General features: G+C 72.3%; 20 protein-coding genes. 12 read left to right on the forward strand and 8 right to left on the reverse strand.

The genetic code is table 11. The annotated features are described in order from the left end of the window. Positions 1-96 precede the first annotated feature (96 nt). Both scy and mce read right to left on the reverse strand, forming a co-directional pair. A complete protein-coding gene (scy, locus tag AC27LF_RS31695) occupies positions 97-3,978 on the reverse strand; it encodes a polarized growth protein Scy (RefSeq protein WP_479657340.1) in 3,882 nt (1,293 codons plus the stop codon). A 213-nt stretch (positions 3,979-4,191) separates the two neighbouring features. Next, on the reverse strand, positions 4,192-4,632 hold the full coding sequence (gene mce, locus AC27LF_RS31700; protein WP_351744630.1) for a methylmalonyl-CoA epimerase: 441 nt from the start codon (positions 4,630-4,632) through the stop codon (positions 4,192-4,194). A 150-nt stretch (positions 4,633-4,782) separates the two neighbouring features. Between mce and AC27LF_RS31705 the strand changes: the two genes are divergently transcribed. Next, complete coding sequence (locus AC27LF_RS31705; RefSeq protein WP_479657339.1) at positions 4,783-5,985, forward strand: acetyl-CoA C-acetyltransferase; 1,203 nt, start codon at positions 4,783-4,785, stop codon at positions 5,983-5,985. A gap of 65 nt (positions 5,986-6,050) precedes the next feature. Next, on the forward strand, positions 6,051-7,028 hold the full coding sequence (gene meaB, locus AC27LF_RS31710) for a methylmalonyl Co-A mutase-associated GTPase MeaB (protein WP_479657338.1): 978 nt from the start codon (positions 6,051-6,053) through the stop codon (positions 7,026-7,028). A gap of 810 nt (positions 7,029-7,838) precedes the next feature. Here meaB and AC27LF_RS31715 read toward each other — a convergent pair. From AC27LF_RS31715 to AC27LF_RS31730, 4 genes are all read right to left on the reverse strand, one after another. After that, positions 7,839-8,315, reverse strand: a complete 477-nt coding sequence (locus tag AC27LF_RS31715; RefSeq protein WP_479657337.1) for a MarR family winged helix-turn-helix transcriptional regulator — start codon at positions 8,313-8,315, stop codon at positions 7,839-7,841. Positions 8,316-8,407: 92 nt separating this feature from the next. Continuing rightward, positions 8,408-9,208: an AIM24 family protein gene (locus tag AC27LF_RS31720; RefSeq protein WP_479657336.1), complete on the reverse strand. Its 801-nt coding sequence runs from the start codon at positions 9,206-9,208 to the stop codon at positions 8,408-8,410. Beyond that, entirely contained in the window at positions 9,205-9,855 is a 651-nt protein-coding gene (locus AC27LF_RS31725; protein ID WP_479657335.1) for an AIM24 family protein, read from the reverse strand. Before AC27LF_RS31725 ends, AC27LF_RS31720 begins: the two co-directional genes overlap by 4 nt. 1 nt (position 9,856) lies before the next feature. Continuing rightward, on the reverse strand, positions 9,857-10,489 hold the full coding sequence (locus AC27LF_RS31730) for an AIM24 family protein (protein WP_479657373.1): 633 nt from the start codon (positions 10,487-10,489) through the stop codon (positions 9,857-9,859). Positions 10,490-10,643: 154 nt separating this feature from the next. Here AC27LF_RS31730 and AC27LF_RS31735 point away from each other — a divergent pair, with 154 nt between their 5' ends. The 4 genes from AC27LF_RS31735 to AC27LF_RS31750 all read left to right on the forward strand — a co-directional run bounded on the left by AC27LF_RS31735 (position 10,644) and on the right by AC27LF_RS31750 (position 12,859). Next, positions 10,644-10,988, forward strand: a complete 345-nt coding sequence (locus AC27LF_RS31735; protein WP_479657334.1) for a DUF3817 domain-containing protein — start codon at positions 10,644-10,646, stop codon at positions 10,986-10,988. Next, complete coding sequence (locus tag AC27LF_RS31740; RefSeq protein ID WP_479657333.1) at positions 10,985-11,278, forward strand: MTH1187 family thiamine-binding protein; 294 nt, start codon at positions 10,985-10,987, stop codon at positions 11,276-11,278. Before AC27LF_RS31735 ends, AC27LF_RS31740 begins: the two co-directional genes overlap by 4 nt. 181 nt (positions 11,279-11,459) lie before the next feature. Continuing rightward, entirely contained in the window at positions 11,460-12,212 is a 753-nt protein-coding gene (locus AC27LF_RS31745) for a hypothetical protein (protein ID WP_479657332.1), read from the forward strand. After that, on the forward strand, positions 12,209-12,859 hold the full coding sequence (locus AC27LF_RS31750) for a TetR/AcrR family transcriptional regulator (RefSeq protein ID WP_479657331.1): 651 nt from the start codon (positions 12,209-12,211) through the stop codon (positions 12,857-12,859). Before AC27LF_RS31745 ends, AC27LF_RS31750 begins: the two co-directional genes overlap by 4 nt. 105 nt (positions 12,860-12,964) lie before the next feature. On the opposite strand, the gene AC27LF_RS31755 is transcribed toward AC27LF_RS31750, so the two are convergent. Further along, positions 12,965-13,951, reverse strand: a complete 987-nt coding sequence (locus AC27LF_RS31755) for an ArsR/SmtB family transcription factor (RefSeq protein WP_479657330.1) — start codon at positions 13,949-13,951, stop codon at positions 12,965-12,967. A 105-nt stretch (positions 13,952-14,056) separates the two neighbouring features. Between AC27LF_RS31755 and AC27LF_RS31760 the strand changes: the two genes are divergently transcribed. From AC27LF_RS31760 to icmA, 4 genes are all read left to right on the forward strand, one after another. Beyond that, positions 14,057-15,310 (forward strand): MFS transporter, encoded by a 1,254-nt coding sequence (locus AC27LF_RS31760; protein WP_479657329.1) that lies wholly within the window; start codon positions 14,057-14,059, stop codon positions 15,308-15,310. 10 nt (positions 15,311-15,320) lie between these two features. Then, complete coding sequence (locus AC27LF_RS31765; RefSeq protein ID WP_404026096.1) at positions 15,321-15,827, forward strand: MarR family winged helix-turn-helix transcriptional regulator; 507 nt, start codon at positions 15,321-15,323, stop codon at positions 15,825-15,827. 43 nt (positions 15,828-15,870) lie between these two features. Then, positions 15,871-16,209, forward strand: a complete 339-nt coding sequence (locus tag AC27LF_RS31770; RefSeq protein ID WP_479657328.1) for a DUF3817 domain-containing protein — start codon at positions 15,871-15,873, stop codon at positions 16,207-16,209. A gap of 75 nt (positions 16,210-16,284) precedes the next feature. After that, on the forward strand, positions 16,285-17,985 hold the full coding sequence (gene icmA / locus AC27LF_RS31775; protein WP_479657327.1) for a coenzyme B12-dependent isobutyryl-CoA mutase large subunit: 1,701 nt from the start codon (positions 16,285-16,287) through the stop codon (positions 17,983-17,985). On the opposite strand, the gene AC27LF_RS31780 is transcribed toward icmA, so the two are convergent. Further along, positions 17,982-18,641, reverse strand: a complete 660-nt coding sequence (locus AC27LF_RS31780; RefSeq protein ID WP_479657326.1) for a TetR/AcrR family transcriptional regulator — start codon at positions 18,639-18,641, stop codon at positions 17,982-17,984. The genes icmA and AC27LF_RS31780 overlap by 4 nt on opposite strands. A gap of 224 nt (positions 18,642-18,865) precedes the next feature. Between AC27LF_RS31780 and AC27LF_RS31785 the strand changes: the two genes are divergently transcribed. Both AC27LF_RS31785 and AC27LF_RS31790 read left to right on the forward strand, forming a co-directional pair. After that, on the forward strand, positions 18,866-19,843 hold the full coding sequence (locus tag AC27LF_RS31785; protein ID WP_479657325.1) for a tetratricopeptide repeat protein: 978 nt from the start codon (positions 18,866-18,868) through the stop codon (positions 19,841-19,843). Positions 19,844-20,503: 660 nt separating this feature from the next. After that, positions 20,504-21,178: a DUF6230 family protein gene (locus AC27LF_RS31790; RefSeq protein ID WP_479657324.1), complete on the forward strand. Its 675-nt coding sequence runs from the start codon at positions 20,504-20,506 to the stop codon at positions 21,176-21,178. The last annotated feature ends 76 nt before the right edge of the window (positions 21,179-21,254 follow it).

Raw genomic sequence — 21,254 nt, forward strand, 5'->3', positions numbered from 1 at the left:
CTGGAGAATGACACCCCTTTTGAGTGGCGAACCGGCAGACGGCTTGCCAAAGACCTGGGCAAAGAGCCCACAACATACCGGAACGCTCCTGGCCCGCTAGCCTTCTGACGACTTGCCACCCGATCGGGGAGCGCCGACCGTGGCGCCCGCCTTGACCCCTGAGTCCTTGCCGGACGACGGGGCCTCGAAGGACTCCAACGCCTCCAGGACGTCCTGGACACGGGAGATCTCCGCATTGATGTCCTCGCGGCGGCGCACCAGGATCTCAAGTTCGCGCTTGCCCTCCTCGACCGTGCGCCGGGCCTCGCGGATCGCCTCGGCCTTCAGCTCCTCGGCCTCCTTGACGAGCGTGGCCTTCTTCTGCTCGGCCTCCTTGAGCAGCCCCTCGGCCTTCTTGACGGCGGCGATACGGACCTTGCCCGCCTCGGAGTTGGCCTCCGAGACGATCTCCTTGGCCTTCGCCTGCGCCTTGGCCAGCTGCTCCTCGGCGGCCTTGATGAGCGCGTCGCAGCGGTCACCGGTCGACTTCATCGTCTCGGCGGCCTCGCGGCGGGCCCGCTCGTGCAGCTCTTCGATCTCGTTGGTCAGACGCACGCGCAGCTCCTCCGCGCGCTCCCGGATCGCGGTGGCGTCCCGGCGGGCGCCGACCAGCAGCTCGTCCGCGTCCGTACGGGCCTTCTCCACCATCGAGTTGCCCTCGACCGTCGCCTCCGACACCAGCCGGTCGGCCTCCTGACGGGCCGCGCCCACCATCGTGTCGGCCTGCGCCTCGGCGTCCGCGGTGGTCTTGTGGGCCTGCTGCTGCGCCTCGGTGAGCAGCTTGTCGGCCTCCGCCGTGGTCTCCGTGATGAGCGTGTCGACCTGCTCGGCCGCCTCGGACCGCCGCTTGTTGGCGTCCTTGCGGGCCTCGTCCAGCGTCCGGTCGGCCTCCTCGCGCGCCGTGGACACCAGCCGCTCGGCCTCCGCCTCCGCCCGCGCCCTGACCCGCTCGGACTCGGAGCGGATCCGCTCGGCGTGCTGCTGCGCGGAGCCGACGGTCTCGGCGGCCTCGGCGCGCAGCCGCTCCGCGTCCCCGCTCGCGTCCGCGATCAGCTTCTCCGCCCTGGCGACGGACTCGGCCCGCACCCGCTCGGCCTCCGCGGCCGTGTCCGCGCGCAGCCGGTCGGCCTCGGCGACGGTCTCCGCCTGAAGCCGCTCGGCCTCGCTGCGCGCCTCGGTGATCAGCGTGTCCGCCTGCGTCGCCGCGTCCGACCGGATGCGGTTGGCGTCCTCGCGGGCCTCCGCACGGGTGCGCGCGGCGGCCTGCTCGGCCTCGGCGATGGTGTCCGACGCCTCGGTGCGCACCCGCTGGGCGTGCGCCGACGCCTCCGTGCGCAGCCGCTCCGCCTCGGCGATCGCCTCCGTCGTCGTCCGCTCGGCGAGCGTCCGGGCCGCCTCCGACTCCTCCTGGGCCGCCTGCCGCATCCGGCTCGCGTCCTCGCCGGCCCGCTCCCGCTCGGCGTAGGCGTCGGCGCGTACCCGGTCCGCCTCCTCCTCGGCCTCCCGCCGTGTCCGCTCCGCCGCGTGCTCGGCCGCCGAGCGCAGGCCGGTGATCTCCTCCTGCGCCTGCTCGTGCAGCCCCGCGACGGAGTCCCGGACCTGCTGGGCGTGCTGCTCGGCCGCGGAGACCATCTCGGTGGCGCGCCGGTCGGCCTCCTCGACCAGCCGGACCGCCTCGGCCTGCGCGTCCTCGACCCGCTTGCGGGCCGACGCCAGCAGCTCCTCGCTCTGCTCGCGGGCCCGCTCCCGCTCCTGGTCGGCCTCCTGGCGGGCGGCGCCGAGGAGCTCATCGGCCTCACGGCGGCGCCGGGCGGCCTCCTCCTGCGCGGCGGCCAGCGTCTCCGACGCCTCCGCGCCCAGCCGCTCGGCGGCGGCCTGCGCCTCGGCCCGTACCCGGTCGGCGGTGTCCTGCGCCTCCGCCTTGAGCCGTTCGGCCTCGGCCGCGGCCTCCGAGCGCAGCCGCACCGCGACGGCCTCGCCCTCCGCTCGGGACGCGGAGGCGTCCGCGGCGGCCTCGGTGCGCAGCCGCTCCGCCTCCGCCTCCGCCTGCTGCTGGAGCGTGCGGATCCGCTCGGCGGCCTCCGTGCGCAGCCGCTCCGTCTCCTCGGCGGCCTCGCGGCGCAGCCGGGCCGCCTCCTCACGGGCGTCGTCCAGCGCCTGCTCGGCGGCGGCGAGCCGTTCCTCGGCCTCCGTGTGCAGCCGGGTCAGCTCCTCGGCCGCCTCCTCGCGCCGCGCCTCGACGGCCCGCTCGGTCTCCTCGCGCAGCTCGCGCGCGGCCCGCTCGGCGTCCGCCGTGACCGCCTCGGCCCGCTCGGCGGCCTCCGCGCGGTGCCGCTCGGCCTCCTTGCGGGTGCGCTCCAGGGTCTCCTCGGCCTGCCGGCGCAGTGTCGTCGCCCGCTCGATGGCCTCCGTACGGACCTTCTCGCTGTCCGTCGTGGCCGTCTGGCGCAGCTCGTCCGCGTCCGCCTTGGCCTTGGCCAGCAGCTCCTCGGCGGACCTGGCCGCCTCCTCGATCTGCTGGACCGCCTCGCGCCGCGCCTCGGCGCGGATGCTCTCGCCCTCGGCGACCGCGTCGGCCCGCAGCTGCTCGGCCTCGCCGCGCAGCCGGCGCGCCTCCTCCTGGAGCTCGACCGTCTTGGCCCGGTACTCCTTGGTGTCGTCCTTCGCCGCGCCCTTCAGCTGCTCGGCGATGTCGTGCGCCTCGGCGCGCAGCCGGTCCGCCTCGCTCTCCGCCTCGGTGCGGATCCGCTCGGCCTCCTCGGCCGCGGCCTTGGTGGTCCGCTTGGCCTCCTCGGCGGCCTTGTCGAGGACGTCCTCGGCGGTCTTCGCCGCCTTCGACAGCTGGGAGGCCGCCTCCTCGGCGGTGACGGTACGGGCCTTCTCGCCGGCCTCGGCGACGATCTTCTCGGCCTCGGCGCGGGCGTCCGCGACGATCTGCTCGGCCTCGGCCCGGGCGTGCTCCGCGTCCTTCGTGGCCTCGCTGACCAGCCGCGCGACCTGCTCCTTGGCCGTGCGCGTGCGCTGCTCGTTGGTCGCCTCCGCGCCGGCGAGGGCCTTGGCGGCTGCCTCCTTCGCCTCGGCGAGCAGCTTCTCCGCCTCGCTGCGCGCCTCGCGCAGCGAGGTCTCGGCCTCCGCCATGCGCTGCTCGGCGGCCCGGCTCAGCTCGCTCGCCTGCCGGCGCGCCGCGTCCGACTCGGAGGCGGTGGCGGAGCGCAGCTGCTCGGCGTGGTCGGTGGCCTCCTGGGCCTGCGTGGACGCGGCGTTCAGCAGCCGCTCGGCGTCGGTGCGGGCCCGGCGCAGCAGCTGGTCCGCCTCCGCGCGCGCGGCCTCGGCCTCGGCCTGGAGCCGCTGGCGGGCCTGGGCGGTCAGCCGCTCGGCCTCGGCGCGGGCCGCGGCCATGGCCTGCTCCGCCTCGGCGCGGGACTCGTCGAGCAGGCGGCGGGCCTGCGCCTCGGAACGGGCGCGCAGCTGCTCCGCCCACGCCACGTTCTCGTTGACGTGCGATTCGACGGTCTGCCGGCGCTCGGCCAGCTCCTGGTCCAGCTGCTGGCGCCGGGCGACCGCCTCCTGGTGCAGCTCCGCCTGGAGCCGGGCGGCCTGCTCGGCGTGCTCCTGGAGGATGCGCTGGGTCTGGGCCCGGGCCTGGCTCAGCTCCCGCTCGGCGTCCTGGCGCAGCTGGTCGGCCTGCACCTGGGCGTTGCGCAGCAACTGCTCGGCCTGGTAGCCGAGGTCACCGCCGTCGAACGCCGGCCGGGACATGATGGTGCGCCGCGCCTCGTGCAGCTTGGCGCGCAGCACCTCGACCTGGTAGCCGAGGTCCTCGGCGTGCTGGATCGCCTTTTCCCGCTCGGTCTTCAGCCGCTTCATCTCGGCCTCGAACCGAGAGAGGTGGTCGACGTCAGCCGCCGGCTCTCGCTCCTGGCTCTCGTAGCCCCGCACTGCGCGGTCCCATCCGTCCCCTGGTCGCAAGTTTCTCCGAACGAGCACCGTCCGTCCGCCGAACGGGGCCCCCGGGGAATGGTGTCAGATCAACGGCGGAGCACGGGCTGCTGCCCCGATGCTCGTCCCCCGAAACCCGGACCCCGGCATGCGGCCGCCGCCCGGCCTTCGAGGGCGACCGCCCCCAACCCTACCGGCCCCTATGTACGCGGGTCAGTGCTCAGGTGACTCAACAGGCGCCGAAGTGACCAGTTCTGTGAGGACGCCATGGCAGTCCTTCGGATGCAGGAAGGTGATCCGGGACCCCATGGAGCCGCGCCGGGGCTCGTCGTACAGGACGCGTACGCCCTTGCCGCGGATGCCGGCGGCGTCCCCGTCCACGTCCGGCGTGCCGAAGGCGATGTGGTGGACGCCCTCGCCGTTCTTCGCCAGCCACTTCGCGACCGTGGAGTCCTCCCGGACCGGTTCCAGGAGCTGGAGGTACGAAGCGCCGCCGTCGGACGTATCGTTGATCTTGAGCATGGCCTCGCGTACGCCCTGCTCCTCGTTGATCTCGGTGTGGAAGACCTCGAAGCCGTAGGTCGCCCGGTAGAACTCGACGGTCGCGTCGAGGTCGTGGCAGGCGATCCCGATGTGGTCGATTCGCGTCAGCATGAGTTCAGTGCAGCGCTCCGGAGGTGGTTACGCAACGTGCGCGCGATCACACCGAAAGGCCGATGACGGCCGCGACTACCCCTCAGTACATTCGAAGTAAACCCTCGTTCACTCCTCAGCTTCTGCGCAGCTGGAAGGGGATCGCACCTCATGTCAGCAACGAACAGCACGACCTCCGTCATCGTGGCGGGTGCCCGTACGCCGATGGGGCGGTTGCTCGGCTCGCTCAAGTCCTTCTCGGGAGCCGACCTCGGCGGCTTCGCGATCAAGGCCGCCCTCGACCGTGCGGGGATCGGCGGCGACCAGGTGCAGTACGTGATCATGGGCCAGGTGCTCCAGGCCGGCGCCGGTCAGATCCCGGCCCGCCAGGCAGCGGTCAAGGCCGGCATCCCGATGAGCGTGCCGGCGCTCACCGTCAACAAGGTGTGCCTGTCCGGGCTCGACGCCATCGCCCTCGCCGACCAGCTGATCCGCGCGGGTGAGTTCGACATCGTGGTGGCCGGCGGCCAGGAGTCCATGACCAACGCCCCCCACCTGCTCCCGAAGTCCCGCGAGGGCTACAAGTACGGCGCGGTCGAACTGCTCGACGCGATGGCGTACGACGGCCTGACCGACCCGTGGGAGAACGTCCCCATGGGCGAGTCCACCGAGAAGCACAACACCCGCCTGGGCATCGGCCGCCAGGAGCAGGACGAGATCGCCGCCCTCTCCCACCAGCGCGCCGCGGCGGCCCGCAAGAACGGCGTCTTCGAAGCCGAGATCACCCCGGTGGAGATCCCGCAGCGCAAGGGCGACCCGGTGCTGTTCAGCCAGGACGAGGGCATCCGCGGCGACACCACCGTGGAGTCGCTGGCCCGGCTGCGCCCGGCGTTCGCCAAGGACGGCACCATCACCGCGGGCAGCTCCTCGCAGATCTCGGACGGCGCCGCGGCCGTCGTGGTGATGAGCAAGGCCAAGGCGCGGGAGCTGGGCCTGGAGTGGATCGCGGAGATCGGCGCGCACGGGAATGTGGCGGGTCCGGACAACAGCCTCCAGTCGCAGCCGTCGAACGCGATCCGGCACGCCCTGAAGAAGGAGGGCCTGGAGGTCGCCGACCTCGATCTGATCGAGATCAACGAGGCGTTCGCGGCCGTCGCGGTGCAGTCAATGAAGGATCTTGGAGTATCCACCGAAAAGGTGAACGTCAACGGCGGTGCCATTGCGCTGGGTCACCCGATCGGTATGTCCGGTGCGCGGCTCGTGCTGCATCTGGCGCTGGAGCTGAAGCGACGCGGCGGCGGGACCGGCGCGGCGGCGCTGTGCGGGGGCGGCGGCCAGGGTGACGCGCTGATCGTGCGGGTACCGAAGGCATGACGGGGCCCGTGCGGTGGAGCGCCGCGGGCATGCCGAGCACGTCGTAGCGAGCGAACGGAGCAGTGATGCAGGACGTCTCCTCTCTGGTGGCCCAGGCCAGGGACGGCCGGCCGCGGGCCGTGGCCCGGCTGATCTCCCTGGTGGAGGGGGCGTCCCCGCAGCTGAGGGAGGTGATGGCGGCGCTCGCGCCGCTGACCGGCGGCGCGTACGTCGTCGGGCTCACCGGCTCTCCGGGCGTCGGCAAGTCGACGTCGGCCTCGGCGCTGGTGACGGCGTACCGCAAGCAGGGCCGGCGGGTCGGTGTCCTGGCCGTCGACCCCTCGTCGCCCTTCTCCGGCGGGGCCCTGCTCGGCGACCGGGTGCGGATGTCGGAGCATGCCTCCGACCCCGGCGTCTACATCCGCTCCATGGCGACCCGCGGGCATCTGGGCGGGCTCGCCTGGGCCGCGCCGCAGGCGATCCGCGTGCTGGACGCGGCGGGCTGCGACGTGATCCTCGTCGAGACGGTCGGGGTCGGCCAGTCGGAGGTGGAGATCGCCTCCCAGGCCGACACGTCCGTCGTCCTGCTGGCCCCGGGGATGGGCGACGGCATCCAGGCGGCCAAGGCGGGCATCCTGGAGATCGGCGACGTGTACGTCGTCAACAAGGCCGACCGGGACGGCGCCGACGCGACCGCCCGCGAGCTGAACCACATGCTCGGCCTGGGCGAGGCGCGCGGGCCCGGCGACTGGCGGCCGCCCATCGTGAAGACGGTCGCGTCCCGCGCGGAGGGCGTCGACGAGGTCGTGGAGGCGCTGGAGAAGCACCGCGCGTGGATGGAGGAGCGGGGGGTGCTGGCGGAGCGCCGGCTGGCCCGCGCGGCCCGCGAGGTGGAGACGATCGCGGTCACGGCCCTGCGGGAACGCATCGGCGACCTGCACGGCGACCGCCACCTGAGCACCCTCGCGGAACGAGTCACCTCCGGTGACCTGGACCCCTACAGCGCCGCCGACCGACTCCTGGCGGCCCTGACCCAAACGGCACACGACCGGCACGACCGGTAGCACCACCGCCCCGCACCCCGACCGCGCCTACGGGCGCCGGACCGACGGGCTGGATGGGGCGCGGGCAGGGGGCGCCCAGGGGCGAAGACGCCGAGGACGGAGGACCCCTGTCGTGGAGCTGAGCGGGACGTTGCGCTGAGGCCCCGGGGGCGCTCGGGGCCGGGTGAGGTCCGCGCTGCCGGGCGGGGGCGGAGGGCGTCCGGACCGGCGTCGGGCGCGCGTGCGGGGCGTCGGACCGGGCGGGGTAACGGGCCCGGGGGCTTCGGGCGCTCCTGACGGGCTGCCGTGGCCTCCCTGACACCACCGGCTGACGCCGTCACGCAGGGCGGGACCGACGGCGCCGGCCGCGGTCCGGGTCGGCGGGCTCGCGAGCGCCGTGGAACTGCCCGTAGTGGTCCGCTCGTACGATGGCCGCCGGTGCCGGGGTCGGGGCCGCGCGCGGTGTGCTGCTGCGGGGCATGGTGGACCGGCGGGTATCGGCCGCGGTGGGCTCGCTGTGGTGTGCTGCGGGGCGGACGGCCCGGGCCATCGGTGGGGCTGTCAGTGATGGTCCGCTGGTGTGACGAGCCGCGGCCCTGTGCGGGGTGCGCCCGCCGTGGTGCGGCGTGGGGGGCCTTGCCCGGTGGCCGGGCGGCTCAGCACAGCCGCAACCTCTCGGCGTAGCGGGTCCTGTGGGGCTTGGGGGCGCCACCGTGGGCGGTGGGGGCGCCGGGCGGTGCTCCGTTGGCCCCGCCGCGCTGCGGTCGGTTGCCGTTCGGGGCGTCTGTCGGGCTTGCTGTGAGCCGGTGCGGCGGTGCGGCGGCCTGCCGGTCAGGGGCGGGCTCGTTGGCTTCTCAGGTGTTGTGCGATCGGCTTCAGGGCCTTTTCCAGTTCCGTCAGGGCCTCCGGGGCCAGCAGGTCGATGAAGTGCCTGCGTACGGACGCCACATGATGCGGCGCGACCTTCCGCATGGTCTCCATGCCGTGCTCGGTCAGCACCGCGTACAGCCCCCGGCGGTCGGACTCGCAGTTCTCGCGCCGCACCAGGTTCGCGTTCTCCATGCGCGTGATCTGGTGCGAGAGGCGGCTCTTGGACTGGAGGGTGGCGGACGCGAGGTCGCTCATCCGCATCCGTACGTCCTCCGACTCGGACAGATTCACCAGGATCTCGTAATCGTTCATCGTCAGTCCGAACGGCTGCAGATCCTTTTCGAGCTGGTACGTCAACAGCCTGTTGACCTCCAGGTGGGTGCGCCAGGCGCACTGCTCCGCTTCGGTCAGCCAGCGCGTGGCCGTCTCGGTCTCCATGAATGAAGTCTACCTAAGAAGTTGAAAGGTGAACTAGCGAGGGTGGTGTGACCGTGCGCACGCGTTCGACGTCACACTCCGCAGACTACCGCTCACAGCCCGAAGCGACGCTGGAGATCTCCCAGCTGTCCGGGAAGACGCGGTCCGCCCTGGCCCGCTCCGTGACCTCCCGACATCCCGCCGCCGGGCACCCCGGGCTCACCCGGAACGGCCCCCGTCGCCTGCTCCTCCATCAGCTTCTCGGTCGACTGGAGCAGCACCGTGCCGGCCCCCACGAACTCGAACTGGTGCTCTTCCCCGGAGACCCCGCCGAGGCCCGTCATCCCACGTAGACCGCCCAGAACGCCGGTCAGATACCCATGGTCGTAGTGGTGGCACGGGGAGGGGCAGTCGGCCCATCCGACCAGCGCCTGCGGGTCGACCCGGATCGGGGGTTCCATGAACACCACGGGGCCGTTGGACGCGGCCACGAACTTCCCGGTTCCGATGAGGGTGAGAAAACCCGGCACGATCGACTGTTTGAGCGCAAGACTTGGCTGAAATGCGAGCAGGTTGCCCGAGCGAATGGTCAGATTGCCCTCGTCCAGGTCGTACGAGTTCACATCGAAGGCCCGGTCGGCGAGGAGCATCTTGCCCGAGCCCTCCGCCACCACCCAGTCGCTCGCGTGCAGAGGCGAATGGAAGGACGTACGCACGAGACGGTCGAGCCGCCCGTGCCCGATCCCGTTGAACTCGATCGCCCCGTAGTAGGCGATCATCTTCCCCTTCTGCAGGAACCACTGCCCGCCGTTCAGCTCCACGCAGAAGGTGTAGCTGTTCACGTTGTCGTCGGCGGGCAGGGTCATCGGGTCGTACACCACGGGCCCGGCGCCCGGACCTGCGTACCTGCTCACAGCTTCTCCTCCGACGCCTGGACGTACACCGTGCCGCTCCCGCTCAGCTCCAGCTGGAACGCCTCGCCGGAGCCACGCCCCACCATGTCGCGCCAGCCGAGCGCGGTGGACAGCTTGTTGCGGACGTCACCGTGGTGGGCGACGTACGCCTGCGGGTCGACGTGCACCGGACGCCGCGGTGTGATCGGCAGCTCGAACACCCCGCCGTGCGCCATCACGGCGACCGCCCCGTGTCCCTTGAGCGTGGTGGTGAACAGCCCCTGCCCGGTGACCTGCCCGCGCACCATCCCCATGACCCCGCCCTGCGAGCCCATGAACATCGTCCCCTGCTGGAGCGTGCCCTCGAAGGCGAGGAGCCGGTCCGCCTCCACGTACAGGGTGTCGCCGGAGAGGCTGATCACCTGCACATGGTGGCCGCCGTGCCCGAAGAAGACGGTGCCGCTGCCCTCGACGGTCATCAGCGGGGTGGCCTCACCGGTGACCCGGCGGCCGATCATCGACAGCACACCGCCCTGCCCGCCCTGGATGTTGGGGGTGAAGGAGACGTCGCCCCGGTAGGCGAGCATGGCGCCGCGCTGGCTGAACAGCCGGGTGCCGGGGACCACCGTGGCCTCCACCATCTTCGAATTGACCTCCCGCAACGCCATGTCACACATCCCCCGCGATGGTGTTCCGCTCGCTCGGCTGCACGTACACCAGCCCCTCGCCCTCGAACCGGATCTGGAACGCCTCGCCCCCGCCCTCACCGAGGAACGTGCGGAAGGTCACACCGGCCTGGAAGGACTGGCGTACCTCGCCCTGATGGGCGATGTAGGCGCCGGGATCGACGGTCAGCGGGTACTGCCGGCTGACCCGCAGCACGACGGCCGGCCCGTCCGACATGATCGCGGCCTGCCCGCGGCCCTCGACGGTGGTCGTGAACAGCCCGTTGCCCTGCGAGGCGCCGCGCAGTCCGGTGAACGTCGTCCCGGTGCGCAGCCCGGCGTCGGTCGCGAGCAGATTGCTCGACTCCACGTACAGCTTGTCCCCCTGGAGGTCGACGAGGTTGATTTCCGAGGCGCGGTCCGCGAACCAGCACGTGCCGTGCCCCTTCACCTCCATCACGGTCATCTGCTCACCGGTGAGCCGGCGGGTCACCATGCCGCGCAGCCCCTCACCGCCACCGGTCAGCTTCTTGAAGCTCATCTGCCCGTCGTACGCGACCATCGAGCCGTTCTTCGCCTTCACGGCGTCCCCGGTCATCTCGACGGCGAGCACTCTGCTGCCTTGAAGTCGAAACATCGCCACCCGGCGACGGTAGCGGGCCCGCCGTGCCGAGGGGAGGGGGTCCTCCCGAGTGGCCCTCGGCGGTTTGCCACAATGGGCGAGAGTTTGTGCTCGCGTTCACAAACCGGCGCCAGACGAACTGCCGCCCCGCTCCCACCGAAGGTGACCCGTGGACATCAAGACCGCCAGCGCCCTGCGACGCCTCCGCCTGGTCTCCGCCCCGGAGGCCGTTTCCTTCCTCGTCCTGCTCGTCTGCTCCGTGCTGAAGCGGACCACGGACTTCAACGCGGTGCCCGTGATGGGCGGCATCCACGGTGTGCTGTTCGTCCTGTACGTGATCTTCTGGGCCGACGCCTGGAACCGCGCCAAGTGGGGCCTGAAGACCGCGGCCCTCTACTTCGTCCTCTCGGTCCTGCCCACCGGCGGCTTCTTCGCCGAGCGCAAGCTGCGCCGGGAGGCCGAGGACGCGGTCATCGCCGCCCGCGCCCGCCGGGAAGGGGTCGTCAACGCATGATCGTCGCCTTCTCCGTGACGCCCCTGGGCGTCGGCGAGGACGTGGGGGAGTACGTCGCCGACGCCGTCCGCGTGGTCCGCGCGTCGGGCCTGCCGCACCGCACCGACGCCATGTTCACCTCCGTCGAGGGGGAGTGGGACGAGGTCATGGACGTCGTCAAGCGCGCCGTCGCCGCCGTGGAGGAGCGCGCCCCGCGCGTCTCCCTGGTGCTCAAGGCCGACATCCGGCCAGGCGTCACCGACGGCCTCACCTCCAAGGTGGAGACCGTCGAGCGCCATCTGGCGGGCTGAGCCCCCGCGCACCGCCCGCCGTGCCGAACCCCGGCCCCGAAGGTCCCAGGGCCGGGGTTCTCCCATGTCCCGCCGTGGGACCGCCCGTTCAGGGGTTTGAGCGGTCGCTCAAACGGGTGTACGTTGCCTGCCGGGTGGTTGAGCGGTCGCTCAACTGCCGGTCGGCTTGGGGGAATGCACCGTGGAGCTCTACGTGGAGGCACGCGTGCGTGCCGATCTCGACGCGCTCTGGGACCGCACACAGGACCCCGTCCAGCGTCCGCGCTGGGACCTCAGGTTCACCGAGATCACCCGCCTGCCGGGCCCGGAGGGCGAGCCGCGCCGCTTTCGGTACGCCACCCGCGTGCTGCCCTTCCTCAGGGTGTCCGGCACCGGGATCTCGGCCGGTGAGAAGGAGCGCCCCGACGGCACCCGCGCCTCCGCGCTGCGCTTCGCCTCCCCGCACCCGCTCACCCCGATCGCCGCCGGCGGCGGCTACTTCCGCTACGTACCCGACGGCGACGGCGTCCGCTTCCTCACCGGCTACGACTACCGCCCCCGCGGCGGCGCCCTCGGCGCGCTCGCCGACCGGCTGCTGCTGCGCCCGCTGATGGGCTGGGCGACCGCATGGTCCTTCGACCGGCTGCGGCTGTGGCTGGAGCGCGGGATCACACCGGAGCGCGCGCTGCTGAACTGGCTGGCCGAACTGCTGGTACGGGCGCTGGTGCTCACCGCGGGCTGCGCCGGCCTCGGCGCCGGCTCCCTCGTCCCGCGCTTCGGCTCACTCGCCCCCGCTGTGGCGTTCCTGTGCCCGCTGCTCCTCCTCGTCGCCATGGCCCTCGCCCTGTTCAAGGCGCCGCTGCCCGGCACCCCGGCCGCCCGGCGCTGCCTGCGCACCGCGCCCGCACGCGCGCGTGCCCCGCACCTGCTGTGCTCCCTGGCGAACCCGTCATGACCGCGGAGCCGAGGGCCACGGAGACGAGGGCCACGGAGACGAAGACCAAGCTGCTGGAGGGCGCGCTGCGCACGCTCACCGAGCAGGGCATCGCGAAGACGTCGGCCCGTACGGTCGCGGCGGCGGCCGGGGTCAACCAGGCGCTCGTCTTCTACCACTTCGGCTCGGTGGACGAACTCCTCGCCGCCGCCTGCCGCTACGGCGCGGAACAGGCGGTCTCCCGGTACCGCGCCCGGCTCGCCGCCGTCAGCTCGCTCGGCGAACTGCTGGCCGTCGGCCGCGAGATCCACGAACAGGAGCGGGCCGGCGGGCAGGTCGCGCTGCTCGGCCAGTTGCTGGCCGGCGCCCAGACCCACGCGTCCCTCGGCCCGGCCACGGCGGCCGGCCTCGACCTGTGGATCACCGAGATCGAGCGGGTCCTCACCCGGGTCCTCACGGCCACCCCGTTCGCCGAGTTCACCGACCCGGCGGGGCTCGCCCGCGCGGTGGCCGCGGCCTTCGTCGGGATCGAGCTGTACGAGGGCGTGGACGAGCGGGGCGCCCAGGCGGCCCTGGACGCACTGGAACAACTCGGCGCCCTGGTGGCCGCCCTGGACGAACTCGGCCCCATGGCCCACAGAGCGATCCGCCACCACCTGCGCCACTGAGCGCTCCGCTGGGAATGCCGCGATATGCCGTCGGCCGTCTGCGGCATCGTCGTGGCTGGTCGCGCCGTTCCCCGCGCCCCTTCGGGGCGCTTCACTGGGCCTGGTTCAGATGGGTTCGCTTGTCGCCAGGGCTATGCCGAGGGGAGTGCGTTCGTACAGGACCTCGTGGCCGTAGCGGCGGGCCGTCAGCAGGCCGCTGTCGCGCAGCGCCGTCAGATGCGCGGACACGGAGGAGGGCGCCAGTGACAGCCGGCGGGCCAGCGCGGTGGTGGTCGCGGGTTCGTCGAGCGCGCCGAGCACCGCCGCGCGCCCCCGCCCCAGCAGCCGTACCAACCGTTCCGGGGCAGGGCCGGCGGAGCGCGACCACAGGCCGCCGATGCCGCGGGCCGGGTAGACCAGGGCGGGCTGCCAGGGCGGGTCGAAGGAGCTGATGACGTCCGGCCAGACGAACACGCTCGGCATCAGCACCAGACCCTGCCCGCCCAGCCGCCGCTCGTGCCGGTCGTGCGACGCCACGACCAGCGTCCCGCCCTGCCAGCTGCACCGCTCGCTGATCTCCGGCAGCAGCCCGCCGAGACCGACCTGCGCGAACCGGCGGGAGTGGAAGGCGATGTCCGCCTCAAGCAGCGTGCGCAGCCGCGGCCAGTCCGGCGCGACGAGCACCCGCCACGCCTCCTCCAGGAGGTCCGCGAGCTCGCGCAGCATCCGCTCCGGGTCGGCCAGCCAGGCCCGGCCGTACGGCGACCGCAGCGCACCCCGGGTCGCCCGGAGCGACCGGGCGGTGTCCTCGCGGGCCGTCGCAGGATCGGCCGCGCGCACGGCCGCGATCTCCTCCTCGAAGGTGGTCGTCGGGCCGATCGGGGCCGGGCCGAGCCAGTCGGGCGAGTGACCGCGGCGCGGCATCAGCAGCCACAGCGGGGCCAGGTCGAGGCCCGCCGCGGCCGTGCGGATGCGGCGCAGCCAGGGCGCGTGGTAGCCGCGCCGGTCCGCGTGCTTGAGCGTGCGCACCGCCTGCTGCGTCTCCCACAGCGGGGACAGCGCGAACCGGCAGCGCAGGAAGTCGATCTCCTCGAAGTGCAGCAGCGACGGCATGACGGACCTCCCGGGCGCGACGGCGTGCGGCCGGGCGGCCCCGGCCGGATTCGGCACACACCGAATCTTTACGCCGACGGCACGCGCGCGTGCACGCTGCCGTGCGTGACATCAGATCAGCAGGTGCCGGCGCCGCCGGCCACCGGGTACGCCCGGGTCTTCGCCGTGCCCGAGTTCCGGGCCGTCTTCGCCGCCCACACGCTGTCCATGCTGGGCGTGATCGTCAGCGAGATCGCGCTGTCCGTGCTCGTCTACGACCTCACCGGCTCGCCCCTGCTGAGCGCGCTGACCTTCGCGCTCGGCTTCCTGCCGTACGTGCTCGGCGGCACCCTGCTCGCCGGGGTCGCCGACCGCTTCCCGGCCCGCCGGGTGCTGGTGGTGTGCGACCTGGTGTGCGCCGGGTGCGTCGCGCTCATGGTGGTGCCCGGGACCGGCATCGGCGCCCTGCTCGCGCTGCGCTGCTGCGTCGCCGTCGTCGCGCCGGTGTTCGCCGGTACCCGCATGGCGACCCTCGCCGACGTCCTCGGCGGCGGTGATCTGTTCGTGCTGGGCCGCTCGCTGCTGCGGATCGTGGCGCAGAGCGCCCTGCTCGTCGGGTACGGGCTCGGCGGGCTGCTGCTCGCCGTGGTCGCGCCCCGGCACGCGCTGCTGATCACCGTGAGCACCTTCCTCGGCTCGGCCGCGCTGCTGCGCCTCGGCACCCGCAGGCGGCCGGCCCGGGCCCGGGACACCGGCGCCGTGCCCGGCGGCCTTGCGGGCGGCGCCCGGCCGCTCCTCGCCGACCCGCGGATACGCCTCCAGCTGCTGCTGTTCTGGGTGCCCGCGATGTTCTGCGTCGTCCCGGAGGCGCTGGCCGCCCCGTACGCGGACGCGCTCGGTGTCGGGTCCGCCGGGCTCGGCCTGCTGATGTGCGCGCTGCCGGTCGGCACGGTCCTCGGCGAGCTGTACGCCGGCGCCCGGCTTCGTCCGGCCGTCCGGGAGCGGATCGCGCTGCCGCTGGTCTGCCTCACCCTGCTGCCCTACCTCGGCTACGTCCTGCGCCCCGGGCTCGCGGTTTCGCTGCTGCTCCTGCTGCTCGCGGGCGCCGGGTCCGCGTACACGCTCGGCCTCGACCAGCGGTTCGTCCGGGCGGTCCCCGAGGAGCTGCGCGGACGGGCCATGACCGTGCTGAGCGCGGGGCTGATGACCGTCCAGGGCGTGGGCATGGCGCTGGCGGGCGTGGCGGCCGAGGCGTTCGGGGTGCGGGCGACCGTCGCCGGGGCCGGTGCGCTGGGGGTCGTGTGCTGCTGCGCGCTGGCGGCGGCGTATCGGGCGACCGAAAGCCGGGACGGGGCTGACCGGCATATGACCGGCCGGTAAGGTCAAGGGCGTGCCGAAGCCACTCAGCCTCCCCTTCGATCCCATCGCTCGCGCCGACGACCTGTGGAAGCAGCGGTGGGGGAACGTGCCGTCGATGTCCGCGATCACCTCGATCATGCGGGCGCACCAGATCCTGCTCGGCGAGGTCGACGCGGTGGTGAAGCCGTACGGGCTGACGTTCGCGCGCTACGAGGCGCTGGTGCTGCTCACCTTCTCCAAGGCGGGGGAGCTGCCGATGTCGAAGATCGGCGAGCGGTTGATGGTGCACCCCACGTCGGTGACGAACACCGTCGACCGGCTGGTGCGGTCGGGTCTCGTGGACAAGCGGCCCAATCCGAACGACGGGCGCGGCACGCTCGCCGTGATCACCGACAAGGGCCGGGAGGTCGTCGAGGCCGCCACCCGTGACCTGATGGCCATGGACTTCGGGCTCGGCGTGTACGACGCGGAGGAGTGCGCGGAGATCTTCGCGATGCTGCGTCCACTGCGCGTCGCCGCGCAGGATTTCGAGGAGTGACCCGGGGCAAGGCCGCCCGGAACGGGTCGTTACGCTCGTATCCATGAAACCAAGCGTGCTGACCCGCTACCGCGTCATGGCCTATGTCACGGGTGTGCTCCTGGTCCTGCTGTGTCTCGGCATGATCGCGAAGTACCTCCTGAGCATCGACGGCGCCGCGGACTTCACCCGGGTGATCGCGATCGCGCACGGCTGGCTGTACGTCGTCTACCTCGTCGTCGCCTTCGACCTGGGCTCCAAGGCGAAGTGGCCGGTCGGGCGACAGCTGTGGGTGCTGCTCGCGGGGACGATCCCGACGGCCGCCTTCTTCGTCGAGCGGAAGATCAGCCACCAGCTGGAGGCCAAGGTCGCCGACCCGGCCCCCGCCGCCGCCAAGGCGTAGGTCACACCGCCGTGCGGGCGACGCGCGGCGGTCTGCCATCGACATTTACTTGGACGTCCTAGTAAATTCGAGGGTATGGACGCTCATGCCATCGAGGAGGGCCGCAGCCGCTGGCAGGCCCGCTATGACGCCGCGCGCAAGCGCGACGCTGACTTCACCACGCTCTCCGGCGATCCCGTGGAGCCGGTGTACGGGCCGCGACCCGGCGACACGTACGAGGGATTCGAGCGGATCGGCTGGCCGGGGGAGTATCCCTTCACCCGCGGTCTGTACCCGACCGGCTACCGGGGGCGCACCTGGACGATCCGCCAGTTCGCCGGGTTCGGCAACGCGGAGCAGACCAACGAGCGCTACAAGATGATCCTCGCCGCGGGCGGCGGCGGGCTCTCGGTCGCCTTCGACATGCCCACGCTGATGGGGCGCGACTCCGACGACCCGCGTTCGCTGGGCGAGGTCGGCCACTGCGGGGTGGCCATCGACTCGGCCGCCGACATGGAGGTCCTGTTCAAGGACATCCCGCTCGGCGACGTCACGACCTCGATGACGATCAGCGGACCCGCCGTCCCCGTCTTCTGCATGTACCTGGTCGCGGCCGAGCGGCAGGGCCTGGACACGGGCGTCCTCAACGGCACGCTGCAGACCGACATCTTCAAGGAGTACATCGCGCAGAAGGAGTGGCTGTTCCAGCCGGAGCCCCATCTGCGGCTGATCGGCGACCTGATGGAGTACTGCGCGGCCGGCGTCCCCGCCTACAAGCCGCTGTCCGTCTCCGGCTACCACATCCGCGAGGCCGGGGCGACGGCCGCCCAGGAGCTGGCGTACACGCTGGCGGACGGGTTCGGGTACGTCGAGCTGGGGCTGTCGCGCGGGCTCGACGTGGACGTGTTCGCGCCCGGCCTGTCCTTCTTCTTCGACGCGCACGTCGACTTCTTCGAGGAGATCGCCAAGTTCCGTGCGGCGCGCCGGATCTGGGCCAGGTGGCTGCGCGACGTGTACGGGGCCAAGAGCGAGAAGGCGCAGTGGCTGCGGTTCCACACGCAGACCGCCGGGGTGTCGCTGACCGCCCAGCAGCCCTACAACAACGTGGTGCGCACGGCCGTGGAGGCGCTGGCCGCCGTGCTCGGCGGGACCAACTCGCTGCACACCAACGCCCTGGACGAGACGCTGGCGCTGCCGAGCGAGCAGGCCGCCGAGATCGCCCTGCGCACCCAGCAGGTGCTCATGGAGGAGACCGGCGTCGCCAACGTGGCCGACCCGCTGGGCGGTTCGTGGTACGTGGAGCAGCTGACGGACCGGATCGAGGCGGACGCGGAGAAGATCTTCGACCGGATCAAGGAGCGGGGCCTTCGGGCGCACCCCGACGGGCGCCACCCGATCGGTCCGGTCACCTCCGGGATCCTGCGCGGGATCGAGGACGGCTGGTTCACCGGGGAGATCGCGGAGTCCGCGTTCCGCTACCAGCAGTCCCTGGAGAAGGGCGACAAGAAGGTCGTGGGCGTCAACGTCCACACCGGCTCGGTCACCGGGGACCTGGAGATCCTGCGGGTCAGCCATGAGGTGGAGCGGGAGCAGGTCCGGCTGCTCGGCGCCCGCAGGGCCGCCCGGGACGAGACGGCGGTGCGCTCGGCGCTGGACGCCATGATCGGTGCCGCACGGTCCGGGTCCAACATGATCGAACCGATGCTGGACGCGGTGCGCGCGGAGGCGACCCTCGGCGAGATCTGCGGAGCGCTGCGCGACGAGTGGGGGGTCTACACGGAACCGGCCGGGTTCTAGGGAGTCGCGGCCGCCCGGGGAGGCGGCTGCGGCCGGGGCGTCTCGGCGGCCGCGAGGCCGTGCAGCAGGACGCGGGTGAAGCCGCGTACCCAGTCGGGATCGGCGGGTTCCGCGCTGACCAGGGTGCGGTGCACGACCGCGCCCGCGACCACGTCGAAGATCAGGTCCACCGTGCGGGCGGCCTCCGCGGGATCCGGCTGCGGGGGCAGCTCGCCGCGTCCCTGTGCCCGGGCCCGGCCCTGGAGCACCAGCCGTTTCTGCCGGTCGACGATCGAGGCGCGGATGCGCTCGCGCAGCGCCTCGTCCCGGGTCGACTCCGCCAGCACCGCCATCAGGCCGCTGCGCGCCTCGGGGCGGGCCAGGATCGCCGCGAACTGGAGGACGACGCCCTCGATGTCGGCGGCGAGGCTGCCCCGGTCGGGCAGCTCCAGTTCGTCGAAGAGTTCCGCCACCGCGTCCACGACGAGTTCGTTCTTGCCCGCCCAGCGCCGGTAGAGCGTCGTCTTGGCGACCCCGGCCCGCGTCGCCACGTCCGACAGCGTGAGCTTCGACCAGCCCAGTTCGACCAGCGCATGCCGGGTCGCGGCCAGGATCGCGGTGTCCGCGGCGGCGCTGCGCGGACGGCCCGTGCGGGCGGCGGGGGTGCGGCTCTGCATCCCCCGACCATAACCGGCCGATTCCGCGCGGCCGTGAGGGAGATCACCGGGGTGCGGTGTCGCCCGGACCCCCTTTGGCATTACGCTACGAGTCGTAGCGAAAGCCCGTGCGGGACGTGCGCGGGCGAACGCGCACACGAGGTGTGCCCTGGTGCGCGGGTGGGGACCCGGCGCGCTTTCACACCGCTTTTCACACAGGCGCCGGTACGGGGGAGGATAGACGCATGCAGCCACGGAACATGTCCATGAGCGGCGTCGTCGACCTCGCCGCGGTGAAGGCGGCCCAGGAGGCCAAGGCCAAGGCGGAGCAGGCGCGCGCCGAAGCCGCCCGGCAGGGCGGAACGGGGGCCGTATCCCCGGCCGATCTCGTCATCGACGTCGATGAGGCGGGCTTCGAACGCGATGTCCTGCAACGCTCCGCCGAGGTACCGGTCGTCATCGACTTCTGGGCCGAGTGGTGTCAGCCCTGCAAGCAGCTGAGCCCGGTCCTGGAGCGGCTGGCCGTCGAGTACAACGGGCGCTTCCTGCTCGCCAAGATCGATGTCGACGCGAACCAGATGCTGATGCAGCAGTTCGGGATCCAGGGGATCCCGGCCGTCTTCGCCGTCGTCGCGGGGCAGGCGCTGCCCCTCTTCCAGGGGGCCGCCGGGGAACAGCAGATCCGGCAGACCCTCGACCAGCTGGTGCAGGTCGCCGAGGAGCGCTTCGGGCTCACCGGTCTGACCGTCGACCCGGACGCCGAACCGGCCGGTGCCGACGCCGCCGCGGCCCCCGCACCGGCCGGCCCGTACGACGCGCTGCTGGAGGCCGCCGTGCAGGCGCTGGACGCCGGCGACCTCGGCGGGGCGATCCGCGCGTACCAGAACGTGTTGAGCGACGACCCGGGCAACAGCGAGGCGAAACTGGGGCTCGCCCAGGCCGAGTTGCTTCAGCGGGTACAGGGCGCCGATCCGCAGCAGGTGCGCAAGGAGGCCGCCGAGAAGCCGGGTGACGCGCAGGCGCAGATCGCCGCGGCCGATCTGGACCTGGTCGGCGGGCATGTCGAGGACGCCTTCGGGCGGCTCATCGAGACCGTACGGCGCACGGCGGGTGACGACCGGGACGCCGTGCGGCGCCGACTGCTGGAGCTGTTCGAGGTGGTCGGGGCCGACGACCCGCGGGTCGTCGGGGCGCGCAGGGCGCTCGCCCGGGCGCTGTTCTGAGCGGGACCCCGAGCGGGGCGGGGGCCCCGTTCTGACCAGTCGCTAAACGCAGGGGCATGTGATGCCCGAGTGAAAGATTTGCCGACGAGACGTCAGGGCGGCCGCGCTTTACCAAATCTTGGTAATCGCGGCCGCTGTTACTGGCAGTAAATCAAGGCCGTTGATCTGTCTGGTTCCGCCCGGAGATCAGCGGCTTTGTTCTGCCCTTCGATGCCACCGAGCGTCGCGCTCCGGGGCCGCTGGGTCGTGCTTCGGTTATCCGGCCGTTACTAGCCAGTAACGAACCCCCTTGTGCGGGCGGCGAGAATGCACCACGATCGGCGACGCTCGGTCCATTCCCGTACCCCGACAGCCAATCGGGCGCGCGGGTCCATCTGGGTCCCCACCGAGCAGAGCCGGCGGCAGTGGGGCCGGCTCTCGGACAGGGGGGTCTTCGCCAGGCCGGCGAAGCCTGTCCGGCAAGGTTGTGCGTGATGCGTGTCAGGCGCGACCAGAGGTTGTCGCTCGGGGGTGATCGCCGGTGATTTCGGGCGCGGTTCGTGTCCCCGGGCGCGGGCGTTCTCCTTCCCGAGGACGTAGCACTTCTCCCATCCCTGCCCGGCCGAGCCGCCGACTGGTGCGAGTCCGGGCCAGGAGATGTACGTCCGAGAAGGAGGAAATATGGAGTCCCAGGTGCGTGGCGGGACCAGATGGAAGCGGTTCGCTGTGGTCATGGTGCCCAGCGTCGCCGCCACGGCTTGTATAGGCGTCGCACTCGCGCAGGGCGCCCTCGCGGCGTCGTTCAGCGTCTCCGGCCAGTCGTTCAAGGTGACGGCGAAGTCGCTCCACGGTGAGGGCTTCGCGCAGTACGGAGCGGTCGACTCGGGGTACACCCTCTCTGGTGAGAAGACGGCTCACGCCGTCGCGGTCTCGTCGTTCAAGACCGCCACGATCCAGAAGATGTGCCAGTCGGTCGTCACCCCGAACATTCCGCTGCTCGGTGACATCACCCTGCGGCTGGAGGCGGGTGACAGCTCCAACGAGGACCGTCAGGTCAAGGCCCAGAACCTGTACATCGACATCGATGATCTCCAGGCCGACGCCACGTTCAGCAACATCGACATCGGCGTGGCCGCGGGCGACACCAACGCCGCCGACGGCAGGGGCGGCAAGGGCCCGGGCATGAAGGGCGGCAAGGAGCAGGCCAATCCGTACGGATTCGCCCAGCAGGCCGACTCCGCGGACCTGACCAACGTACGGCAGACGGCGTGGGCGACCACCGCCGGAACCTTCAAGCTCAGCGGCCTGCAGATGTCGCTGCACAGGGGTAAAGGCAAGGGAGTCGAGTGCTACTGAGCACTCACTGACGGGCGGGGGAGCCGATGGCGCCCCCGCCCGTCCCCACTTCGGCCGCGTCTTCACGCGTGGCACA

The sequence above is a fragment of the Streptomyces diversicolor genome (genome assembly GCF_057537855.1).